16 protein-coding genes are annotated in these 17,564 nt (G+C 38.0%); 12 read left to right on the forward strand and 4 right to left on the reverse strand.

The genetic code is table 11. The features are described from left to right. The 9 genes from SKA34_RS09000 to SKA34_RS09040 all read left to right on the forward strand — a co-directional run. On the forward strand, nucleotides 1–629 hold a 629-nt coding region (locus SKA34_RS09000; protein WP_006645203.1), incomplete at its 5' end, for a beta-ketoacyl synthase N-terminal-like domain-containing protein. Between the two features lie 113 nt (nucleotides 630–742). Beyond that, nucleotides 743–1,552: an aminodeoxychorismate lyase gene (pabC, locus tag SKA34_RS09005; protein WP_006645204.1), complete on the forward strand. Its 810-nt coding sequence runs from the start codon at nucleotides 743–745 to the stop codon at nucleotides 1,550–1,552. Then, nucleotides 1,546–2,556: an endolytic transglycosylase MltG gene (gene mltG / locus SKA34_RS09010; RefSeq protein ID WP_006645205.1), complete on the forward strand. Its 1,011-nt coding sequence runs from the start codon at nucleotides 1,546–1,548 to the stop codon at nucleotides 2,554–2,556. The genes pabC and mltG overlap by 7 nt, the downstream gene beginning before the upstream one ends. Nucleotides 2,557–2,561: 5 nt before the next feature. Then, nucleotides 2,562–3,191, forward strand: coding sequence for a dTMP kinase (gene tmk, locus SKA34_RS09015; protein ID WP_006645206.1), 630 nt, complete (start codon nucleotides 2,562–2,564; stop codon nucleotides 3,189–3,191). Nucleotide 3,192: 1 nt separating this feature from the next. Beyond that, nucleotides 3,193–4,155 (forward strand): DNA polymerase III subunit delta', encoded by a 963-nt coding sequence (gene holB / locus SKA34_RS09020; RefSeq protein WP_006645207.1) that lies wholly within the window; start codon nucleotides 3,193–3,195, stop codon nucleotides 4,153–4,155. A 56-nt stretch (nucleotides 4,156–4,211) separates the two neighbouring features. After that, nucleotides 4,212–4,988: a TatD family hydrolase gene (locus SKA34_RS09025; RefSeq protein WP_006645208.1), complete on the forward strand. Its 777-nt coding sequence runs from the start codon at nucleotides 4,212–4,214 to the stop codon at nucleotides 4,986–4,988. A 626-nt stretch (nucleotides 4,989–5,614) separates the two neighbouring features. Next, nucleotides 5,615–7,123, forward strand: coding sequence for a PTS transporter subunit EIIC (locus SKA34_RS09030; RefSeq protein WP_006645210.1), 1,509 nt, complete (start codon nucleotides 5,615–5,617; stop codon nucleotides 7,121–7,123). Between the two features lie 843 nt (nucleotides 7,124–7,966). Further along, a complete protein-coding gene (locus tag SKA34_RS09035) occupies nucleotides 7,967–9,583 on the forward strand; it encodes a PTS transporter subunit EIIC (RefSeq protein WP_006645211.1) in 1,617 nt (538 codons plus the stop codon). Nucleotides 9,584–9,590: 7 nt separating this feature from the next. Then, complete coding sequence (locus tag SKA34_RS09040) at nucleotides 9,591–10,061, forward strand: RDD family protein (RefSeq protein WP_006645212.1); 471 nt, start codon at nucleotides 9,591–9,593, stop codon at nucleotides 10,059–10,061. 51 nt (nucleotides 10,062–10,112) lie between these two features. Here SKA34_RS09040 and SKA34_RS09045 read toward each other — a convergent pair whose 3' ends face one another. The 3 genes from SKA34_RS09045 to SKA34_RS09055 all read right to left on the reverse strand — a co-directional run bounded on the left by SKA34_RS09045 (nucleotide 10,113) and on the right by SKA34_RS09055 (nucleotide 12,869). Next, on the reverse strand, nucleotides 10,113–11,012 hold the full coding sequence (locus SKA34_RS09045; protein ID WP_039860176.1) for a lysine exporter LysO family protein: 900 nt from the start codon (nucleotides 11,010–11,012) through the stop codon (nucleotides 10,113–10,115). A gap of 222 nt (nucleotides 11,013–11,234) precedes the next feature. After that, a complete protein-coding gene (locus SKA34_RS09050; protein WP_006645214.1) occupies nucleotides 11,235–12,158 on the reverse strand; it encodes an HDOD domain-containing protein in 924 nt (307 codons plus the stop codon). Nucleotides 12,159–12,281: 123 nt separating this feature from the next. Continuing rightward, nucleotides 12,282–12,869: an LON peptidase substrate-binding domain-containing protein gene (locus SKA34_RS09055; RefSeq protein WP_006645215.1), complete on the reverse strand. Its 588-nt coding sequence runs from the start codon at nucleotides 12,867–12,869 to the stop codon at nucleotides 12,282–12,284. 306 nt (nucleotides 12,870–13,175) lie between these two features. Here SKA34_RS09055 and SKA34_RS09060 point away from each other — a divergent pair, with 306 nt between their 5' ends. Both SKA34_RS09060 and dsdC read left to right on the forward strand, forming a co-directional pair. Beyond that, entirely contained in the window at nucleotides 13,176–13,775 is a 600-nt protein-coding gene (locus SKA34_RS09060) for a TfoX/Sxy family DNA transformation protein (RefSeq protein ID WP_006645216.1), read from the forward strand. Nucleotides 13,776–13,863: 88 nt separating this feature from the next. Further along, nucleotides 13,864–14,769, forward strand: a complete 906-nt coding sequence (gene dsdC / locus SKA34_RS09065; RefSeq protein WP_006645217.1) for a DNA-binding transcriptional regulator DsdC — start codon at nucleotides 13,864–13,866, stop codon at nucleotides 14,767–14,769. A gap of 80 nt (nucleotides 14,770–14,849) precedes the next feature. Here the strand turns inward: dsdC and SKA34_RS09070 are convergent, their stop codons facing one another. Beyond that, nucleotides 14,850–15,842 carry a 2-hydroxyacid dehydrogenase gene (locus SKA34_RS09070; RefSeq protein ID WP_006645218.1) on the reverse strand — a complete coding sequence of 331 codons (993 nt, stop codon included), beginning with the start codon at nucleotides 15,840–15,842 and terminating at the stop codon, nucleotides 14,850–14,852. 213 nt (nucleotides 15,843–16,055) lie between these two features. Here SKA34_RS09070 and SKA34_RS09075 point away from each other — a divergent pair, with 213 nt between their 5' ends. Continuing rightward, a complete protein-coding gene (locus SKA34_RS09075; protein ID WP_006645219.1) occupies nucleotides 16,056–17,372 on the forward strand; it encodes a DUF945 family protein in 1,317 nt (438 codons plus the stop codon). Nucleotides 17,373–17,564 lie beyond the last annotated feature (192 nt).

A 17,564-nucleotide genomic window follows, 5' to 3' on the forward strand; every position in this document is an offset into this window, starting at 1 on the left:
CTGCTGCTAAAGCGTTATCCACACGTAACGATGATCCTCAAGCAGCTTCTCGTCCATGGGACAAAGATCGCGATGGTTTCGTCTTAGGTGATGGTGCTGGTGTGATTGTATTAGAAGAGTACGAACATGCAAAAGCACGTGGTGCCAAAATTTATGCTGAGCTTGTGGGCTTTGGTATGAGTGGTGATGCGTACCACATGACGTCACCAAGTGCTGATGGTTCAGGTGGCGCGCTAGCAATGGAAGCATGTATCCGTGATGCGGGTATCAATGCAGACCAAATTGGTTACATTAACGCGCACGGGACATCGACACCTGCGGGTGATGTTGCTGAAACATTAGGTATTAAGCGCGCTATGGGTAATGCGGTTGATAACGTGATGGTGTCTTCAACTAAATCAATGACAGGTCACCTACTAGGTGCTGCTGGCTCTGTTGAATCAATCATCACAATTCTAAGCCTTGTTGATCAAGTGGTTCCGCCAACAATTAACTTGGAAAATCCAGGTGAAGGTTGTGATCTTGACTATGTTCCAGGCGAAGCACGCCAAGCAAATCTAGAGTACGCATTGTGTAACTCATTTGGCTTCGGTGGTACTAACGGTTCATTATTATTTAAGAAAATGTAGTTACATTTGTCTTTAAATAGCATCAGGAAAATCATGTGATAACCTGATATGATTAGCAGCCCGATATCTTTGTAGGTATCGGGCTGTTTTTTATCATAAAAAAAGGATAATCGATGGGGTTTATTAACAGTCAGAAGCAAGGAGAGTTAGCAATAACTGATCGTGCTACACAATATGGAGATGGCTGTTTTTCGACAATAGGCGTTAAACAGGGAAAGCTGTTGTTATGGTCACTTCATGTTGAGCGTCTACAACAAACGTTACGCAGGTTGGCGATTAATGAACCTAATTGGGATCAAGTATTCTTGCAAGCTGAACAATCTGCGGCGACATTTACAGATCGCGGTGGGGTGAAAATATTAATCAGCCGAGGTTGCGGCGGTAGGGGATATAGCTCAACGGGTTGCGATGACACAACAGTTATTTTTAGTACGTTCAACTGGCCTGCTCATTACGAACAATGGCAGAAAGAGGGCATCTTACTGGGTGTATGTCAGCAGCAACTTGGTTATAGTCCAATGCTTGCGGGTATGAAGCACTTAAATCGACTTGAACAGGTGCTTTTAAAACAAGAAGTCGAACATAAACAATGGTTGGATGCGGTGGTACTCAATACCAATAATCATGTTATTGAAACAACAGCATCTAATATCTTCTGGCGTAAAGGAAATATTGTCTATACGCCTGATTTAACTGGATCGGGAGTTGAAGGTGTAATGCGTCGACATGTCATTACATTGCTTTCAACTTTGCCATATACGTTAGAATTAGGTAATTATTCATTGCCAGATTTGCTTTGTGCTGATGAAGTATTTATAACCAATGCGTTAATGGAGTTAGTGCCAATAAAGGTGATTGACTCTACCTATTATAAAGAACAGTCACTACTCGACGTATTAAAAAAGAGGCTATATACGTGTTAAAGAAGTTGATTCTTATTGTTTTCATTCTTGCTGCAATGGCGGCAGGTGCTGCTGTCTGGGCGTATACTCAAGTTAAGAACGAGCTAAATCTGCCTGTCATTAATACTGAGCAGGTAATGTTAACAGTTAAACCAGGGACATCGTTTAGAGGGTTAATTAATCAGCTTGTACAAGATAAAGTGATCAAGACATCACAATGGACGCGCTGGGTCGGAAAGTTAGAGCCATCTTTAACGGATATTAAAGCAGGGACTTACGGCTTAGAGCCAAAGATAACATTGCAAGAAGCCTTGGCATTGATTGCTTCTGGTAAGGAGTTTCAATACTCAATTACCTTGGTTGAAGGTGAGCGTTTTAGTGAATGGTTAAAAAAAATTCAAGCCGCGCCTGAATTAAAGCATGTTAGTGATGGTATGGAAGAGTCACAAATTGCGAAAGCAATTGGTATTGATAACATGAAAATTGAAGGTTACTTATTGCCTGATACTTATCATTACACGGCGGGTACTACCGATATTGCGGTACTAAAACGTGCTTATCTCGCGATGAATAAAGAGTTAGCCAAAGCGTGGGAAGTACGTGAGAAAGATTTGCCTTTAAAAGATCCTTATCAAGTATTGATCATGGCTTCTATTATTGAAAAAGAAACTTCTGTACCAACAGAACGAGGTATGGTTGCTTCTGTTTTTATGAATCGCTTACGTAAAGGGATGCCTTTACAAACAGACCCAACGGTTATTTATGGCATGGGTGATAAATATGACGGTAATATTCGTAAAAAAGATCTCAGAACCCCAACGCCTTATAACACTTATACCATGAAAGGTTTACCACCAACGCCGATAGCAATGCCAAGTAAAGCGTCAGTATTTGCAGCCGTTAACCCTGATGAAAGCAATTACTATTACTTCGTTGCTGATGGTAAAGGTGGGCATAAATTCTCTGCAACTTTGGTTGAGCATAACCGAGCGGTTCGTGCATACCTAAAAACATTAAGAAAATAGTCACAATGGTCGGTAAATTTATTGTCATCGAAGGCCTTGAAGGGGCCGGTAAAAGTACAGCGATTAAGCAAGTAATCGCTACATTGGCACAGCATGGTATTCATGCTCCTGCGTCAACAAGAGAGCCTGGCGGTACACCCTTGGCTGAGCAAATGCGCGCACTTGTTAAAGAAGGGCATCCTGATGAGCCATTAACAGATATGGCTGAATTATTACTTCTTTATGCTGCACGTATTCAATTGGTTGATAACGTGATTAAACCTGCACTGAACCAAGGTCTGTGGGTTGTTGGCGATCGTCATGATATGTCATCCCAAGCATACCAAGGGGGCGGTCGTGGTTTTGATAGAGCATTAATGGAAAATTTACGTGATACGGTACTGGGTGATTTTCGTCCTGACTTGACGATTTACATGGATATTGATCCTGAACTGGGGTTACAACGTGCCCGCGGGCGTGGTGCGTTAGATCGTATTGAACAAATGAATATCGATTTCTTTCATCGTGCACGTGCGCGTTTCCTTGAATTATCAGAAAATCAGCCAAACGTCATTATTGTCGATGCAAGCCAAAGTTTAGAAAAAGTTACTGAAGATCTACAGTCTGCGCTGAATGCGTGGTTGGAGCAGCAATAACATGTTGTACCCTTGGCAAGAGTCGTTATGGCAGAATTGGCAACAGTTGTTAGAACAAAAGCGGCTTCACCATGCTATTTTGTTATTGGCGTTAAAAGGCAGTGGTTGTGATGTTCTCGCGCGCCAGTTAGCTAAAACCGTTTTGTGTCAAAACAATGAAACAGAGCCATGTGATGTTTGTCATAGCTGTAAATTGTTTGAAGCCAATAGTCATCCTGATTTTCATACTATTAAGCCTGAACAAGAAGGTAAAAAAATTGGTGTTGATGCGGTTCGACAATGTAACCGCTGGGCTACAGAAACCTCTCACTTAAATGGTCAGCGTGTGATTTTAATTGAACATGCCGATGCAATGGGAGAAGCGGGATCGAATGCGATTTTAAAAACGCTTGAAGAGCCGCCGAAAGGTTGCCAGTTTATTTTGACGGCGCAAAGTTTAGATAGTTTATTGCCGACTATTGTCAGCCGTTGTAACAAATGGCGTTTACCCATTCCTGCTGAAGCAAATGTAAAGCAGTGGGTTGAGCATAAATTAATGCAATCTATTAACGTTGAATCTATTCGTCTTAATAGCGGTGCGCCGTTGTCAACGTTAGCGTTTGTTGAAAGTGGTATGAATATTCGCCATGCTAATTTGATCAAAGCTTTTGCCGAGTTTTTACAGCCACCAAATATTGGCATCTATGATGTTACCGCGATGTGTACTGCAGACGGTATTGCTACATTAAAATGGTTGAGCTATTTTTTAGTCGACTGTTTTAAGTATCAGCAAGGCGTAAGTAATAGTTTTGTGCATAAAGAGTCTTTAGTGGTAGTACAACAGGTTGCTTCAAAGGTTTCGGGTGCTTTGTTACTTGAGCAATCAAGAAAAATTAATACACTTTACCGTAAACTAGAGCAGCATACAGGATTGAATATTGAGCTGTTAGTTGTAGAGTGGCTAACTGGCTTTATTCAAGATTAAGCGTAGTATTGAGCTTTGTATTTATAGTCATATTCAGAAATAAAAGAGGAACGCCCGTGTTAGTTGATTCACATTGTCATCTCGACAAACTTGATTACGATAAGTTACATACAGGGATTGATGATGTACTTAATAAAGCCAAAGAAAGAGGTGTAGAGTATTTCCTTTCTGTTGGTGTAACGTTGGCCGCTTTTCCTAAAATGATGGAAATGATCGCCCCTTACGAAAATGTTTTTGCTTCTTGCGGTATCCATCCTTTAGATGTTGAGTCTGGCTATAACTACGAACAGTTTAAGGCTTATGCACAACATGAAAGAGTTGTGGCTATTGGTGAAACCGGGTTAGATTACCATTATCAGCCTGATACGGCAGAGCTTCAGCAAGAGATCTTTCGCCAACAAGTTCGTGTCGCGGTTGAATTGAATAAGCCACTAATCATTCATACACGTATGGCACGTGAAGATACAATGCGTATTCTTCGTGAAGAAGGGGCTGAAAAATGTGGCGGTGTATTACACTGTTTCACGGAATCGCTTGAAATGGCATTAGATGCGATTGAACTTGGTTTTTATATCTCGATTTCAGGAATTGTAACATTTAATACAGCTAGCGATCTGAAAAATGTGGTAAGCCAGTTACCACTGGATCGTTTGTTAGTTGAAACTGATTCTCCATTCCTTGCGCCAATTCCATATCGAGGAAAGCAAAATCAGCCTGCGTATACACGCGAAGTTGCTCAATACATTGCGTTGCTAAAAGGCCTTTCCGTTGAAGAGGTTGAAGAAGCAACCACTGAAAATTTCTTTACGCTATTTTCTTTAGCAAAGAAATAATATTGATATATTGATTTTAAAAAAGAGAAGCGTTGGCTTCTCTTTTTTTTTGAGGGGCTTAAATATAGGCAAGAGTAAATATATAAATTAATAACTTTAATTATTACAAAAGTAACAAAAGTAACAAAAGTCACTGAATTTATATCTTCAGTATAAAATGTAAGGGAATTAATATTGTTTGTATTTCTATAGATAAGTGGGTTATTTCCTTCACTATTAAATATTACAAAACTTTAATAATCTCTAATAGTTAAAATATTGTATCAACTCGGTTTTATATTTGTCATCCAATCTTAATAAAAAGTGAATTTTTATGTTTATTATCAGCAATTCAATGCTTTATTATTAATTAATGTGATCAATGTTTTATATTTCTGATGTTATTTACGTATGTTCTAGCGAAATCGGTCAAAAACGCGCAATATTAATATCGGGGGTAATGCTTTCAGGGAATGCTTTAATCAATTTATCATTACGTGATGTTAAAGATAAATTAATTAAAGTAGACAGCATTTTATATTAAGTCCTAATTATACTAATCAAATTAATTAGTTATTAAAGATGTCTCTGTGAGTGTCAATGACATTCTGCAGTTATAAATTTAGATATATAAAGGGTAAATAATTATGTCGAATGGCAATAAGTCTTCAGCTGAGAAGATCCTTGAAGGGGTTGGCGGCGCAGGAAATATAAAATTCTTCACTTGCTGTGCAACTCGCTTACGTTTTGAATTAAATGATAATTCTATTGTTGATAAAGCAGCATTAGATGCCATTCCTGAAGTAATGGGGTGTATTCCTCAAAGCGGTGAACGCTACCAAATTGTTGTCGGCGGTGGTGTTGCGACTATGCATAGTGCAATCCAGCAACTGATCGAAAATCAAGCGGGTAGTGGCACAACAAGTACGAATGAAGTGAAAGCTGATAATGCATCAAATGATGATATCAAAGCTTCTATGCGCTCTGGTGGTGTACGAGGGAAAGTCGCTTGGGTTGATGGTTTCTTTGAATACCTTTCAGATTCGTTCCGTCCAATTTTAGGTATTTTATTAGGTGCGTCGTTAATTATTGCACTATGTGCCGTATTAGATGCTCTTCATATTGTTGACTTTAGGGGTGATAAGTCTGCTGGTTGGGTTTTCGTTGACTCAATGTGGCATACAGTATTTTACTTCTTGCCTATTATGGTTGCTTACAATGCCTCGAAAAAACTGAAGGTTGATCCTTGGTTAGGTGCTGCAATCATGGGCGCACTTATGACGCCTGAGTTCCAAAAGTTATCTTCAATGGCATCAACAACGTCGATTAAAGATACGACACTTGGTACTGTATCTCATGTTGCTGATATCTTTGGTTTATCAATGCAGCTTAATGATTACTCTGGTAACGTATTTGTACCGCTAATCATGGTTGCTGTATTAGCTGTTCTTTATCGATTCCTGAAGAAGATTATTCCAGAGAATCTGCACATGGTATTTGTGCCGTTCTTATCTTTGATTATCATGATTCCGCTTACAGCGTTCTTAATTGGTCCTCTAGGTGTTTGGATTGGTACTTACTTAGGTCTTGGTTTAGCTTGGCTAAATACAAATGCACCATTTGTGTTCGCAATTCTAATTCCATTACTGTACCCATTCCTTGTACCTCTTGGTCTTCACTGGCCTCTAAATGCATTGATGTTAATGAATATTCAAACATTGGGCTATGACTTCATTCAAGGTCCTATGGGTGTTTGGAACTTCGCATGTTTCGGTGCAACAGCGGGTGTACTACTAATTTCATTACGTGAAAAAGATAAAACCATGCGTCAAACAGCTTCTGGTGCATTGGCTGCTGGTTTATTCGGTGGTATTTCTGAGCCTTCACTATACGGTATCCACTTACGCTTTAAGAAAGTTTACTCACGTATGCTTCCTGGTTGTCTAGCTGGTGGTTTAACAATTGCAATTCTAGGTTCTCAATACGGTGGTATTAAAACTCAGGCGTTTGCATTTACTTCGTTACTGACTATCCCTGTGTTCAACCCAATGTGGGTGTACGCAGTATCAATTGCAGTAGCATTTATTGTACCGATGTTACTTATTTACTTCTTCGATTATCGTACTCCAGAAGAAAAAGCGGCTCATAAAGAATAAGTTTAATCTTATTTGCTAAACGCTCATAATCCCGTAATGAAAGTTACGGGATTTTTTTTAACCGCTTTGAAATAGCTAACGATGATACGGTGGTATTTCATTTAAATTCAAAGTCGTGACAACGATCTGCATTTGAAATCGTTTAACTATAGAGTGGATAGCGTCTCAACAACAAGAAACCTTTTAAGGTCATAGTACTGTTATTATTTTTATCATCTACATTACTTTAAGCGAAAGAGTCGTTTAACCTCACTTTTAAGTTATAAATTATCATATATAGCTACTCTAATTAGAATCGAGATGTGAAATTCTCAATCAATATTCACGTATTCCAGTAAATATAAAGTGTTATTACCCTTACGAATGTTACATTGGTAATATAAGTAACTATTTAGAAATTAATCTATTATTTTTAATGGTTTTTTTTGTTTTAAAGTTGTTTTTTATCAACCTCTTGTAAGTTTGTTTCTGCTTTTTAATATCTTTATTTCGATGTGATCTCTATTATATATTCTGAATCTTGTATGACTATCCAGTAGTAAGTATGACAATCATCAAGTTATATTACTTATCGAAAATTATATTTTTCAGAAATAACAAACAATAAATACTAACATTATGACTACGGGGGTATGTCGTTAGTGTTTTTATTATTTTAGATAAATATAGCACTCAGGAAATAATGTTCACTATCACAATCAATTACCTCGGTAATTTGAGCTTGTCTCGTGTGAGTGTGCATTACTACGCTTATTGAAGTAATTAAAATAATGGTTATAAAGACAAACAAAGTCTTAATTATTTTTGATACAAGTTTAGATCCCATATCGAGGAGATAAGGTAATGAAAGCCTTCTTTAGTAAACTATCGCAAGCAGTGATGCTGCCGATAGCGCTATTACCAGCTGCAGGTATTATGCTAGGTCTTGGTGGTAGTTTTACCAACCAGAGTATGATTGACGCATACAATATTGGTATTTTGCAAGACGGAACACTTTTAAATAGTTTTCTACAGGTGATGACCGCTGCAGGCGATATCATTTTTGCAAATCTACCTTTACTGTTCGCGCTTGCGATTGCAATCGGCTTTGCTCGAGCAGAAAAAGGCGCAGCAGCATTAGCAGCAACAATTTCTTATTTAATCATGAATACTGCGATTGCGAAAACGCTATCAGTTGCTGGCATGGTCGATACAACAAATAACACTGTAATCTTAATGGGCACTCATTATGCGGGAGTGTTAGCTGATGTATTAGGTATTCACAACACGCTAAGTATGGGTGTATTCGGTGGTCTTATCGCTGGTGGTATTACCGCTGTTCTTCATAACAAGTACCATGACATTAAGCTTCCTGAGTTCTTAGGTTTCTTTGGTGGTGCGCGTTTCGTTCCTATCGTTAGTGCGTTTTCTGCATTGTTCTACGGTATAGCACTTGTATTCATTTGGCCTTACATCGGTGCAGTATTCGGTTCTATCGGGGCAACATTGGGTGAAATGACAGCTTCTGGTCATGGTTATATTGCTTCTTTCATCTTCGGTATTATTGAACGTGCGCTTATCCCTGTTGGTCTACACCACGTATTCTATCTTCCTTTATGGCAGACAGAGATAGGCGGTACTGCTGAAATTGCAGGTCAGGTTTACAAAGGAACACAAAATGTCTTCTTTGGCTCTTTAGCTAACGGTGATTATTCTCAGTTCTCTTCAACTAACTTTATGACAGGTAAATTCCCATTCATGATGTTTGGTCTACCTGCAGCTGCATACGCGATGTACACGCTGGCTGATAAAGAGAATAAGAAAGAAGTTGCGGGTCTATTGTTCTCTGTTGCGCTAACAGCGTTCCTAACAGGTATTACAGAGCCGATTGAATTTACATTCCTATTCTTATCTGCACCGCTTTACTACTTTATTCACGTACCACTAGCAGGTCTATCATTTATGATCATGGACTTACTAAACGTGAAAGTTGGTATGACGTTCAGTGGTGGTTTCATTGACTTTACACTGTTTGGTATGCTTCCTGGCCTAACGGGGACTGAAAACCACTGGTACTACATCCCACTACTCGGTCTAATTTATGGTCCTGTTTACTTCTTGTTGTTCCGTTGGTTCATTCTGAAGTTTGATATCAAGACACCGGGTCGTAAGGGGAGTGCTGTTGCGGTTGTTCGTAAGAAAGATTACCAAGCAGCAAAAGGGAGTGGTTCTGATGACAGCCAAATCAATGAAATGATCGAAGCATTAGGTGGTAAAGATAACATTGTTGATGTTGATGCATGTATTACACGTCTACGTATTACAGTTAAAGACGGTGAGCTTGTTAAAGATAATAAATACTGGACTGAAAACCTAGGCGCTAAAGGTTTAGTAAAAGTAGGTGGTACGGGCATTCAAGCTATCTATGGTGCACAAGCGGCAGGCTTTAAAGCTCAAATTAATTCAAAACTTGGTAAGTAATTAAGCAATGAGCAGCTTTTCATTGAAATACAGACGTATTGGTACGTTTATGATTGATATGGCTATCGTGCAGATGTTTGCAATGATCGCCAAAGATATCTTCCTTGGTGTGGTTGGTTATATTACCAATGGTACAGGAGTATCGTTATCGCTTAACGATACAATGGCACTACCAGTATTGTTACTGTTAATTATTGGCATCATGGCATTATTTGTTGGTGTCTTTATGGGCTATCACTGGTTGTGTTATCGGTTACTTGGCACTTCATTATCACGCGCTTTGTTAAGTGTGAAAGTGATATCTAGCGATGATGAGCTGTTCACAAAGCAACGTTATTTAAAGCGTGAGTTTGATAAGATTTATCTATGTATTGCAACATTAGGGCTATATCCCCTCTATGCTGGTGCGCAATATCTGACGTTTACCAATCCACCTTGGCATGACAAAAAAAATCATACAAAAGTAGTAGAGCGATAAATAAAAACCGCAGTGAAAACTGCGGTTTTTTTTCACTTATTTTTATCACTGTTATAGCGATAAGAAAAATAATATGAAAACTGGAACTAACAGGCTAAGAATAAAGCCACTGACAATGGCGATAGGTACGCAGCGCACACCTCCTGTGTTTTGAATCACGGGTAGGGTGAAATCCATAGCCGTTGCCCCAGCATAACCAATAGCTGTATTGGGATAACGATGGATGAGTAGCGGAATTAATATTAGCGCAAGGATCTCTCGCAGTAACTCGTTTAAAAATGCAGCGCCACCAAATACATTACCTAAGCCGTCGCCAATTAAAATACCCGCGAGAGAATACCAACCAAAACCCGAAGCCATGGCTAAGCCATGATTAAGTGGGATACCTAGAATAAGTGCGCCGATTATCCCGCCTAGAAAAGATGTACTGATAATCACAGCAGCTATAATCATCCCTTTTTTGTTGAGCACTATTTGTTTTAACGTCATACCGCTATTACGTAATTGGATGCCAATAAAAAACAGTAATAGTAATAAAATGGCCTCACTTGCTTGATCAACCCATGCCAAATTAATATTAAGTATTAAACCTACGATCAACCCGGCTGCTACAACAAAGACCAATTTAACTGATTCCATCATCATCTTTGCCATCGGTAAATGATGGTGTCCATCAATCGTTTGTGTTGGCCATAAACGATCTAAAAAAGGGAGTGCAGCAAGGTTACATACACTGATTGAGATAAAAAATGTTGTGGTGTAGATAAGGATTTGGTTTAAGTTTTGGCTGAGATTATCTAGCGCAGCTATGCTTAATCCCATTAATGTCAAAATCACCAAGACTAAGCGGCTAGTTTGAGCATTAATAAAATCGAGGTGTTTTTTATTATGAAGAGGGATGAGATAGCCAATAATAAGCGGCAAAAAGATAAGTAGAATCCCAGACAACACATTAGTCCTTAAATATATTCAGAGAGTTAGTGATTTATTTGCTAGAGGATTTGGTTATGTAACACAAAGTAACCAGCAATAATGAATTCATTTATTTATATTTTTAACAGAAATCTAATTTAACACAGTGATAAAGAGGGAGTATATAGGCAAGTGGGGGCTTATAGATGGATGTTTCCCCCTTCTTTTTAAGTAAGAAAAAAAGAAGGGGTGAGGGTTAGGTCAGAATCCACTTTCACGAACGATGTTTTTCACTCGTTGATTAAATTCGTGAGCGGGTAAGTTAGTTAATTCATATATAACCTCAGCTCCTACAAGGTCGAGCTCAACATCATTTTCGTCGATAGCATCATCGTTATTTTTAAACAACAATAAGTGGTGTGCCATACGGGCGATATCAAGATAACTTAACGCATCGTTATTATTTCCATAAGGCTGTCGTTTATTAGAGGCGATTTCAAGATAATCATTATCAAATCCCCACTCTTTTAATACGATCAAACTTGTTTTCATACAGGTTTCTTTGAAAATATATTTGGCAATATCGATATCAAGATAATTATCGTTTGCAATATAATTAAGATATTCGTAGATTAAACTAAAGACACCAATATCAGCCAGTAAGCCTGTTAATAGAGCTTTTTCCGGTTCTATTTTTAAGGGCTTTTCACTGTGCTTTATTAAGCTTTGACAAATTAGAGCCATCGTACCTGCAAATTGACGTGAACGAATCGCACTTTGACTGAGCAGTTGATTACAAGCAAGATTTTCAGTTTTTAGGTTTCGTAATTCAGCAATTGCTTGCGCGGTAGCGATATCACGTACCCGCAACAATCCAAGACGAGAGACCGCAGTTAGAAGATCGTTACAGACAACATTACGGCGGTTAAATAATACCGTATTAGAGGTTCGAATAATGGTAGCGGTTAGGGCGGGATCATCAAGTAGTAAATCAGCCACGTCATGAATGGTGCTTTCATCATCATTACATAATTGATTTAGCTTCATTAGCACATCAGGGATAGGAGGAAGCTTAAGCTTATTTTGTTGCGCAGATTGTTTTACTAAGTTACAAAACTCAGATTCCAACGCTTTTATTTGATGATCACGGCTATGTTTTAACCAAAAAAAAGATAAATGCGACATGTAAAACTAATCTTATAAAATAATAATCAAATTCTATCGTTTGATAGCGTAATCGAGTAGTTTGTCTCGTAATTTATTTGAAGTGAGTAGGTTATAAATTAAAAATAAATGATGTTCATCCCACTAATGGTTTAATTTATTATCTTGAAGTAACTTTATTAAAAAACGAATGGCTAGATTGGGCGTTTTTTGATGAATCAGCATTTGCTTATACTTTACTTCTATCGGTAGTACTTCTAACCAACGTTGACAGACCCACGTCATATCATCAAACAATGCGGTAGGATATAAATGGCCTATTTCTGGTTGAGAAGAATAAAGTTGCTTTAATCGTTTGGCTAAACACTCGTTACTCATTGTAATTTGAGAGGGAGCCCAAGTGTTAAAAGGCATACATTCGGCCACTAAAAGCTTATCATCATCAATCTTAATTTGTTCTATTTTGAGTAGATCGATACCTTCTACCGTAATACCTAATAAATCGCCCTCGAGTAGGTTGAAGTCTATGATTTTAACGTGCGTACTTAATGCAGGAACATCTTTAACTTCGCTGTGCTCACGTTCGCTATCTATCATTGCCATTACAAACCCTTTTTTAGAAATAAGGGCTTCTTTCACCATACGAATATGACGAGCTTGTGCAATTTTTAGCTGAGTTCTTCCATTGGGAAGAATGTGGTTTACATATGGGAACAATGGAATTTTTTTCATAGCTCCAGCGTATACTCTATTAACTGTAAATATCTTAAAGATAGTCGGCACTGATAATAATGATGATAGATATGCAATTCATTATTGATTCTTGCGTGATAAATGCTGCAAATCTAGTTTGATATACATTATTTTTCGACAAAAAATATGCGAGTAATCTCATATTTGACTGCTGCTTATTTAATCTATAATGATTAGGAGCATACAATTGCTTTGTCGAATAATTAACAATCTAATCTATTGTTTGGCTAGGTTATTTGACGTGTTTGGAATAATTGATTAATACCACATTATGGAGAATTAGTTGTGACATCACCAAAGGAAGATTATTTAAATTATTTAAACAAGTTCGGACAACAAGAAAAACGATCCATGTTTGGTGGAACAGGAGTATTTATAGACGGTGCGATGTTTGCGATAGTTACACCGGCTTCTATGTATATTCGAGGTGGCGAAAAACTGGATCCGGAGTTAATAAAGTTAGGTTGTGCGAAATTTAAACATATAAAGAAAAGCAAAACGGCAACAGTTAATTATTACGAAATAAGAGAGCTTTTAGAAAAAGATCCGCAGGTTTGTAATCAATTAGTAGCTAAATCGATTGAGTTTTCATGTAAAGATAAGGCATTTAAGCAGTCTGGTGCGAGTAAACGTTTACGTGATTTACCCAATATGCGATTAACGCTTGAAAGAATGGTTAAACGAACAGGTGTATTAGATGTACCTACTTTTTTAGAGTTGGGTGCTGTTAATGTTTATCGTAAAGTATGCGAACACCATGGAGAAGAAGTCAATCGTAATTTGTTATGGATTTTTGCGGGGGCAGTCAAAGGCTGTCACTGGCAATTATTAACTGACGAGTATAAATCAGGCTTGCTTGAGCAATACCGTAGTATGGCTAATTAGTTGACACTATTCGGGGACTCATATTTATAGCTGAGCCCCGATCATTTTCTTGTTATGCTTGCTACTAGATTTTTAATGTGGCGGTATTATGCAACTTTCTAACCTTTCTGGTTCTGTACTTTCTGGCTTACATTGCTTTCTTATAGCAGCTGAACAAATGAGCTTCACACGTGCGGCTGAAGTTTTATTTTTAACTCAAAGTGCGGTTAGCCATAAAATCAAAAATCTTGAAGAAGCATTAGGCGTCCAACTCTTTATTCGTCAGCCTCGCAAACTGATACTCACAGATGAAGGACTTCTTTTAAAACAAGTGCTTGCAGCTAACTTTGGCGATATTGCACACGAAATACGTGATTTGAAAAATGTTGAGCTAAGCGGTGATATAAATATTTCTGTACCACCAACGTTTGCTCAAACTTGGTTATTACCCCGCTTAAAATCCTTTATTGACCTTTATCCCATGCTACGTATTCATTTGCGAACCCGTAATGAACTTGTCGATTTTCAAACAGAAAGTTTTGATTGCGCGATTTATTTTGGCAAAGGGGAATATCAAGGTTTGCATTCGTGTAAATTAATGGATGAAGCGATGCAGCCAGTGTGTAGCCATGATTATGCTATCGCAAATGATCTTTATGATAACCCTGAAGGTTTAATGCAATGTTTATTGCTCCATGATGCTGCGCCGTGGGCAAGGGCTGGGCGAAATGATGAATGGCAGCTATGGGCAGAGCAATACGGTACTCAATTACCTGGATCGGAATGTACATTTGATCGTTCCGATTTGGCTTTACAAGCGGCTGAATGTGGGATCGGTGTTGCCATGGGAAGGCACTCATTTATTGCTGAAAAGTTAGTGGAAAAACGGCTAGTTACACCTTTTGATATGATGGCACCATCACCTTTTAGTTATTATGTTGTGTGCCGGCATAACATGCAAAACACCCCTAAAATAAAAGCTTTTAGTGATTGGTTATTCAGTGAGATTGGTTAAAATAAGCAGAGTGTTATTTTTAAAATCAATACCATAAATAAAAATGCCGCTAAATTTTATATATTTAGCGGCATTATTTATTAATCTAGCACTTCATTTCCTGATACTTTACCTTGATCAAAATCAGACAGATTTTTCAGCGTAGTTTCAGCTATATTGCCCAAAGCTTCTTCCGTTAAAAAGGCTTGGTGTCCAGTGAAAAGTACGTTGTGACAGGATGATAAACGGCGGAATACATCATCTTGAATTACATCATTTGACTTGTCTTGGAAGAATAAATCTTTTTCATTTTCATACACATCAACACCCAACGCACCAATACGTTGTGATTTTAATGCTTCAACAGCATCGTTTGAATTGATAAGTCCACCACGGCTGGTATTAATGATCATGACGCCATCTTTCATTTTGTCGAAAGCCGCTTTATCAAGCATATGATAGTTTTCTTCTGACATAGGGCAGTGTAATGTGATCACATCTGCCACTTTGTAAATCTCATCAAGGCTTGCGTAAGTGACACCTAACTCAATCGCCGCTGGATTTGGATATGGGTCAAAAGCAAGAATATTCATGCCAAAGCCTTTTAAAATACGGATTGTCGCTAAGCCAATTTTACCCGTACCTACAACACCAACGGTTTTACCGTGAAAGTTATAGCCGGTTAAGCCATCTAAGGAGAAGTTAGCATCACGAGTACGTTGATATGCTCGATGAATACGACGGTTAAGGCTCAGCATTAAGCCTAGTGTGTGCTCTGCGATAGACTCCGGCGAGTATGCTGGTACACGCACGATCTGCATCCCTTGTTTTTTCGCTTCTTCTAAATCGACCAAGTCGAATCCGGCACAACGCATCGCAATGACTTTAATGCCCTGTTTTGCTAAACACTTTAAGACAGGTGCACTCAAATCATCATTAACAAAGGCACAAACTGCATCAAACCCTTCACTCATTTTAGCTGTTTGCTTATTGAGCGGGAAATCAAAGTAAGCGATCTTGTGGCCGAATTGTTGGTTGATTTTAGAGAAGGATTCTTCGTCATATTTTTTTGCGCTAAAGAGTGCGATTTTCATAAGACTAACTACCTTAATAAACATAATTATTATTTGTATTTATTAATACCATATCAAATAACTCAGCTATTAGTATAAGAAAGGATCAAAAAGACAAATTGCAAACTTGATCTGTTTTCTTATTAATCAGTGAGTTCTAGTTGACGACAGCCCTTTAAAAAGTTGATGATATAGTCATATATTTGCACTTAAATTTATTAATCAGGATTCAATATGTTGTTGAAGAACGTTGTAGCAGGAGCAGGTGCGGTTACCGTGATCCTTTGTTGGCCATTAGCCACAGGACAAATAGGTCAAAGTTTATATATGGGAGCCATTAAAGATTATCACAGCCCTTATATGACCATTACGAATCAAAGTTTTGAGCGCGGTTATCTTTCTTCTGATGCAGTCTCTCGTATTGAATTAAAAGATACCTTAAAAACAACATTTGAAGAGGAAGGTTTACCAACTACATGGTTAGTTAAGCATCATATTAAAAACGGATTCTTAGGTGTTAAGTCGAGCAGTGAATTAGAAATTGATAAACAAGTCGCCCCACTGATCAGTAGTATTTGGGGTGAAAATGTTCAACCTATCACCTTAGTGACCGATTCCTCTTTGACGGGAAATACCGATTTTACGATGACGATTAATCCGATTGATTATAATCAGTCAGGAGCTTTTGTTAAAAGCCAAGCTTTTGTGTTAACGGGCAGTGCAAATGCAGATGGTGCAGGTAAATTCAATTATACGTTACCTTCTATAAATGTGAAAACAGATAGCGGTGAAGCCATGCAAGTGAATGCCTTTGAAGGTCAAGGTAGTGGTCAAATGCAGGGTAATTTCTGGATCGGTGATCAGACATTCAATTTAGGCAAAGCAAATTTCGCATCGGCAGATAATCAGCATCATGTTGAGTTAGAAGGCATGAGGATGATGATGAAAAATGCGTTAAGTCAGCCGAAAGATGAAAAAACACCGACAGATGAAACACAGCAAGTAACGAATACGAATAATATTTCGATTAAGAAAATTGTGACCCTTGATGGTCAGCAATATACCGATTTCAATTTTGCACTGGCATTAAAAGATCTTAACTATAAAGCGATTAGCCGTTTAGCAGTAATGGAAGAGGCTACAACGGTAGAGCAGCAACAAGCGCAGATGCAAGATGCAATGCTTGCTCTAGATTTATTAGTTGCTAAAGGTGCCACTGTTGATTTATCTGATCTCAGCATGATGACAGAACAAGGTAAAGTGAATGCATCTCTTTTACTTGAGCTTAAACCAGGCTTAGCGCGTGCGTCTGAAAACTTAGCTGCATTACCAAATAAATTAGTGGGTAATATTAACATCTCAATGCCAAAAGGTTTTGTATCTAATGAACCACAGCTTGCAGCAAAAGTACCAGAACTACTGCAACAGAAGATCATTACAGAAGATCAAGATAGCTATAAATTAACTGTGAAAGTGGAAGGCTCACAGCTTGTCTTTGGTTCAGGTTTGAAAATCCCGCTAGCAATGCTGTCTATGCTGATGATGCATTAATAATAAACAATTGCTTAATGAAAAAGCGTCTCTAATTTTGAGGCGCTTTTTTGTATCAATGTATTAATTATGAGTCAAAGAACCTTAACTGTTGATAAAAATACAAATTCTAATTTAGTAAATTTGAAGAAATAGGCTTAAATGTAATAAGGGGCAGGTTTTTAGCTATCAATAATAACTACAAAGGCTTGT

It is taken from the genome of Photobacterium sp. SKA34 (assembly GCF_000153325.1).
Taxonomy (GTDB): domain Bacteria; phylum Pseudomonadota; class Gammaproteobacteria; order Enterobacterales; family Vibrionaceae; genus Photobacterium.

Bases quoted from the DNA above. Each gene is read 5' to 3' on its own strand.
- SKA34_RS09050 (WP_006645214.1), bottom strand. From the start codon at position 12,158: ATGTCGCATTTATCTTTTTTTTGGTTAAAACATAGCCGTGATCATCAA.
- holB (WP_006645207.1), top strand. From the start codon at position 3,193: ATGTTGTACCCTTGGCAAGAGTCGTTATGGCAGAATTGGCAACAGTTG.
- SKA34_RS09070 (WP_006645218.1), bottom strand. From the start codon at position 15,842: ATGAAAATCGCACTCTTTAGCGCAAAAAAATATGACGAAGAATCCTTC.
- SKA34_RS09075 (WP_006645219.1), top strand. From the start codon at position 16,056: ATGTTGTTGAAGAACGTTGTAGCAGGAGCAGGTGCGGTTACCGTGATC.
- SKA34_RS09030 (WP_006645210.1), top strand. From the start codon at position 5,615: ATGTCGAATGGCAATAAGTCTTCAGCTGAGAAGATCCTTGAAGGGGTT.
- tmk (WP_006645206.1), top strand. From the start codon at position 2,562: ATGGTCGGTAAATTTATTGTCATCGAAGGCCTTGAAGGGGCCGGTAAA.
- SKA34_RS09055 (WP_006645215.1), bottom strand. From the start codon at position 12,869: ATGAAAAAAATTCCATTGTTCCCATATGTAAACCACATTCTTCCCAAT.
- SKA34_RS09040 (WP_006645212.1), top strand. From the start codon at position 9,591: ATGAGCAGCTTTTCATTGAAATACAGACGTATTGGTACGTTTATGATT.
- dsdC (WP_006645217.1), top strand. From the start codon at position 13,864: ATGCAACTTTCTAACCTTTCTGGTTCTGTACTTTCTGGCTTACATTGC.
- SKA34_RS09035 (WP_006645211.1), top strand. From the start codon at position 7,967: ATGAAAGCCTTCTTTAGTAAACTATCGCAAGCAGTGATGCTGCCGATA.
- pabC (WP_006645204.1), top strand. From the start codon at position 743: ATGGGGTTTATTAACAGTCAGAAGCAAGGAGAGTTAGCAATAACTGAT.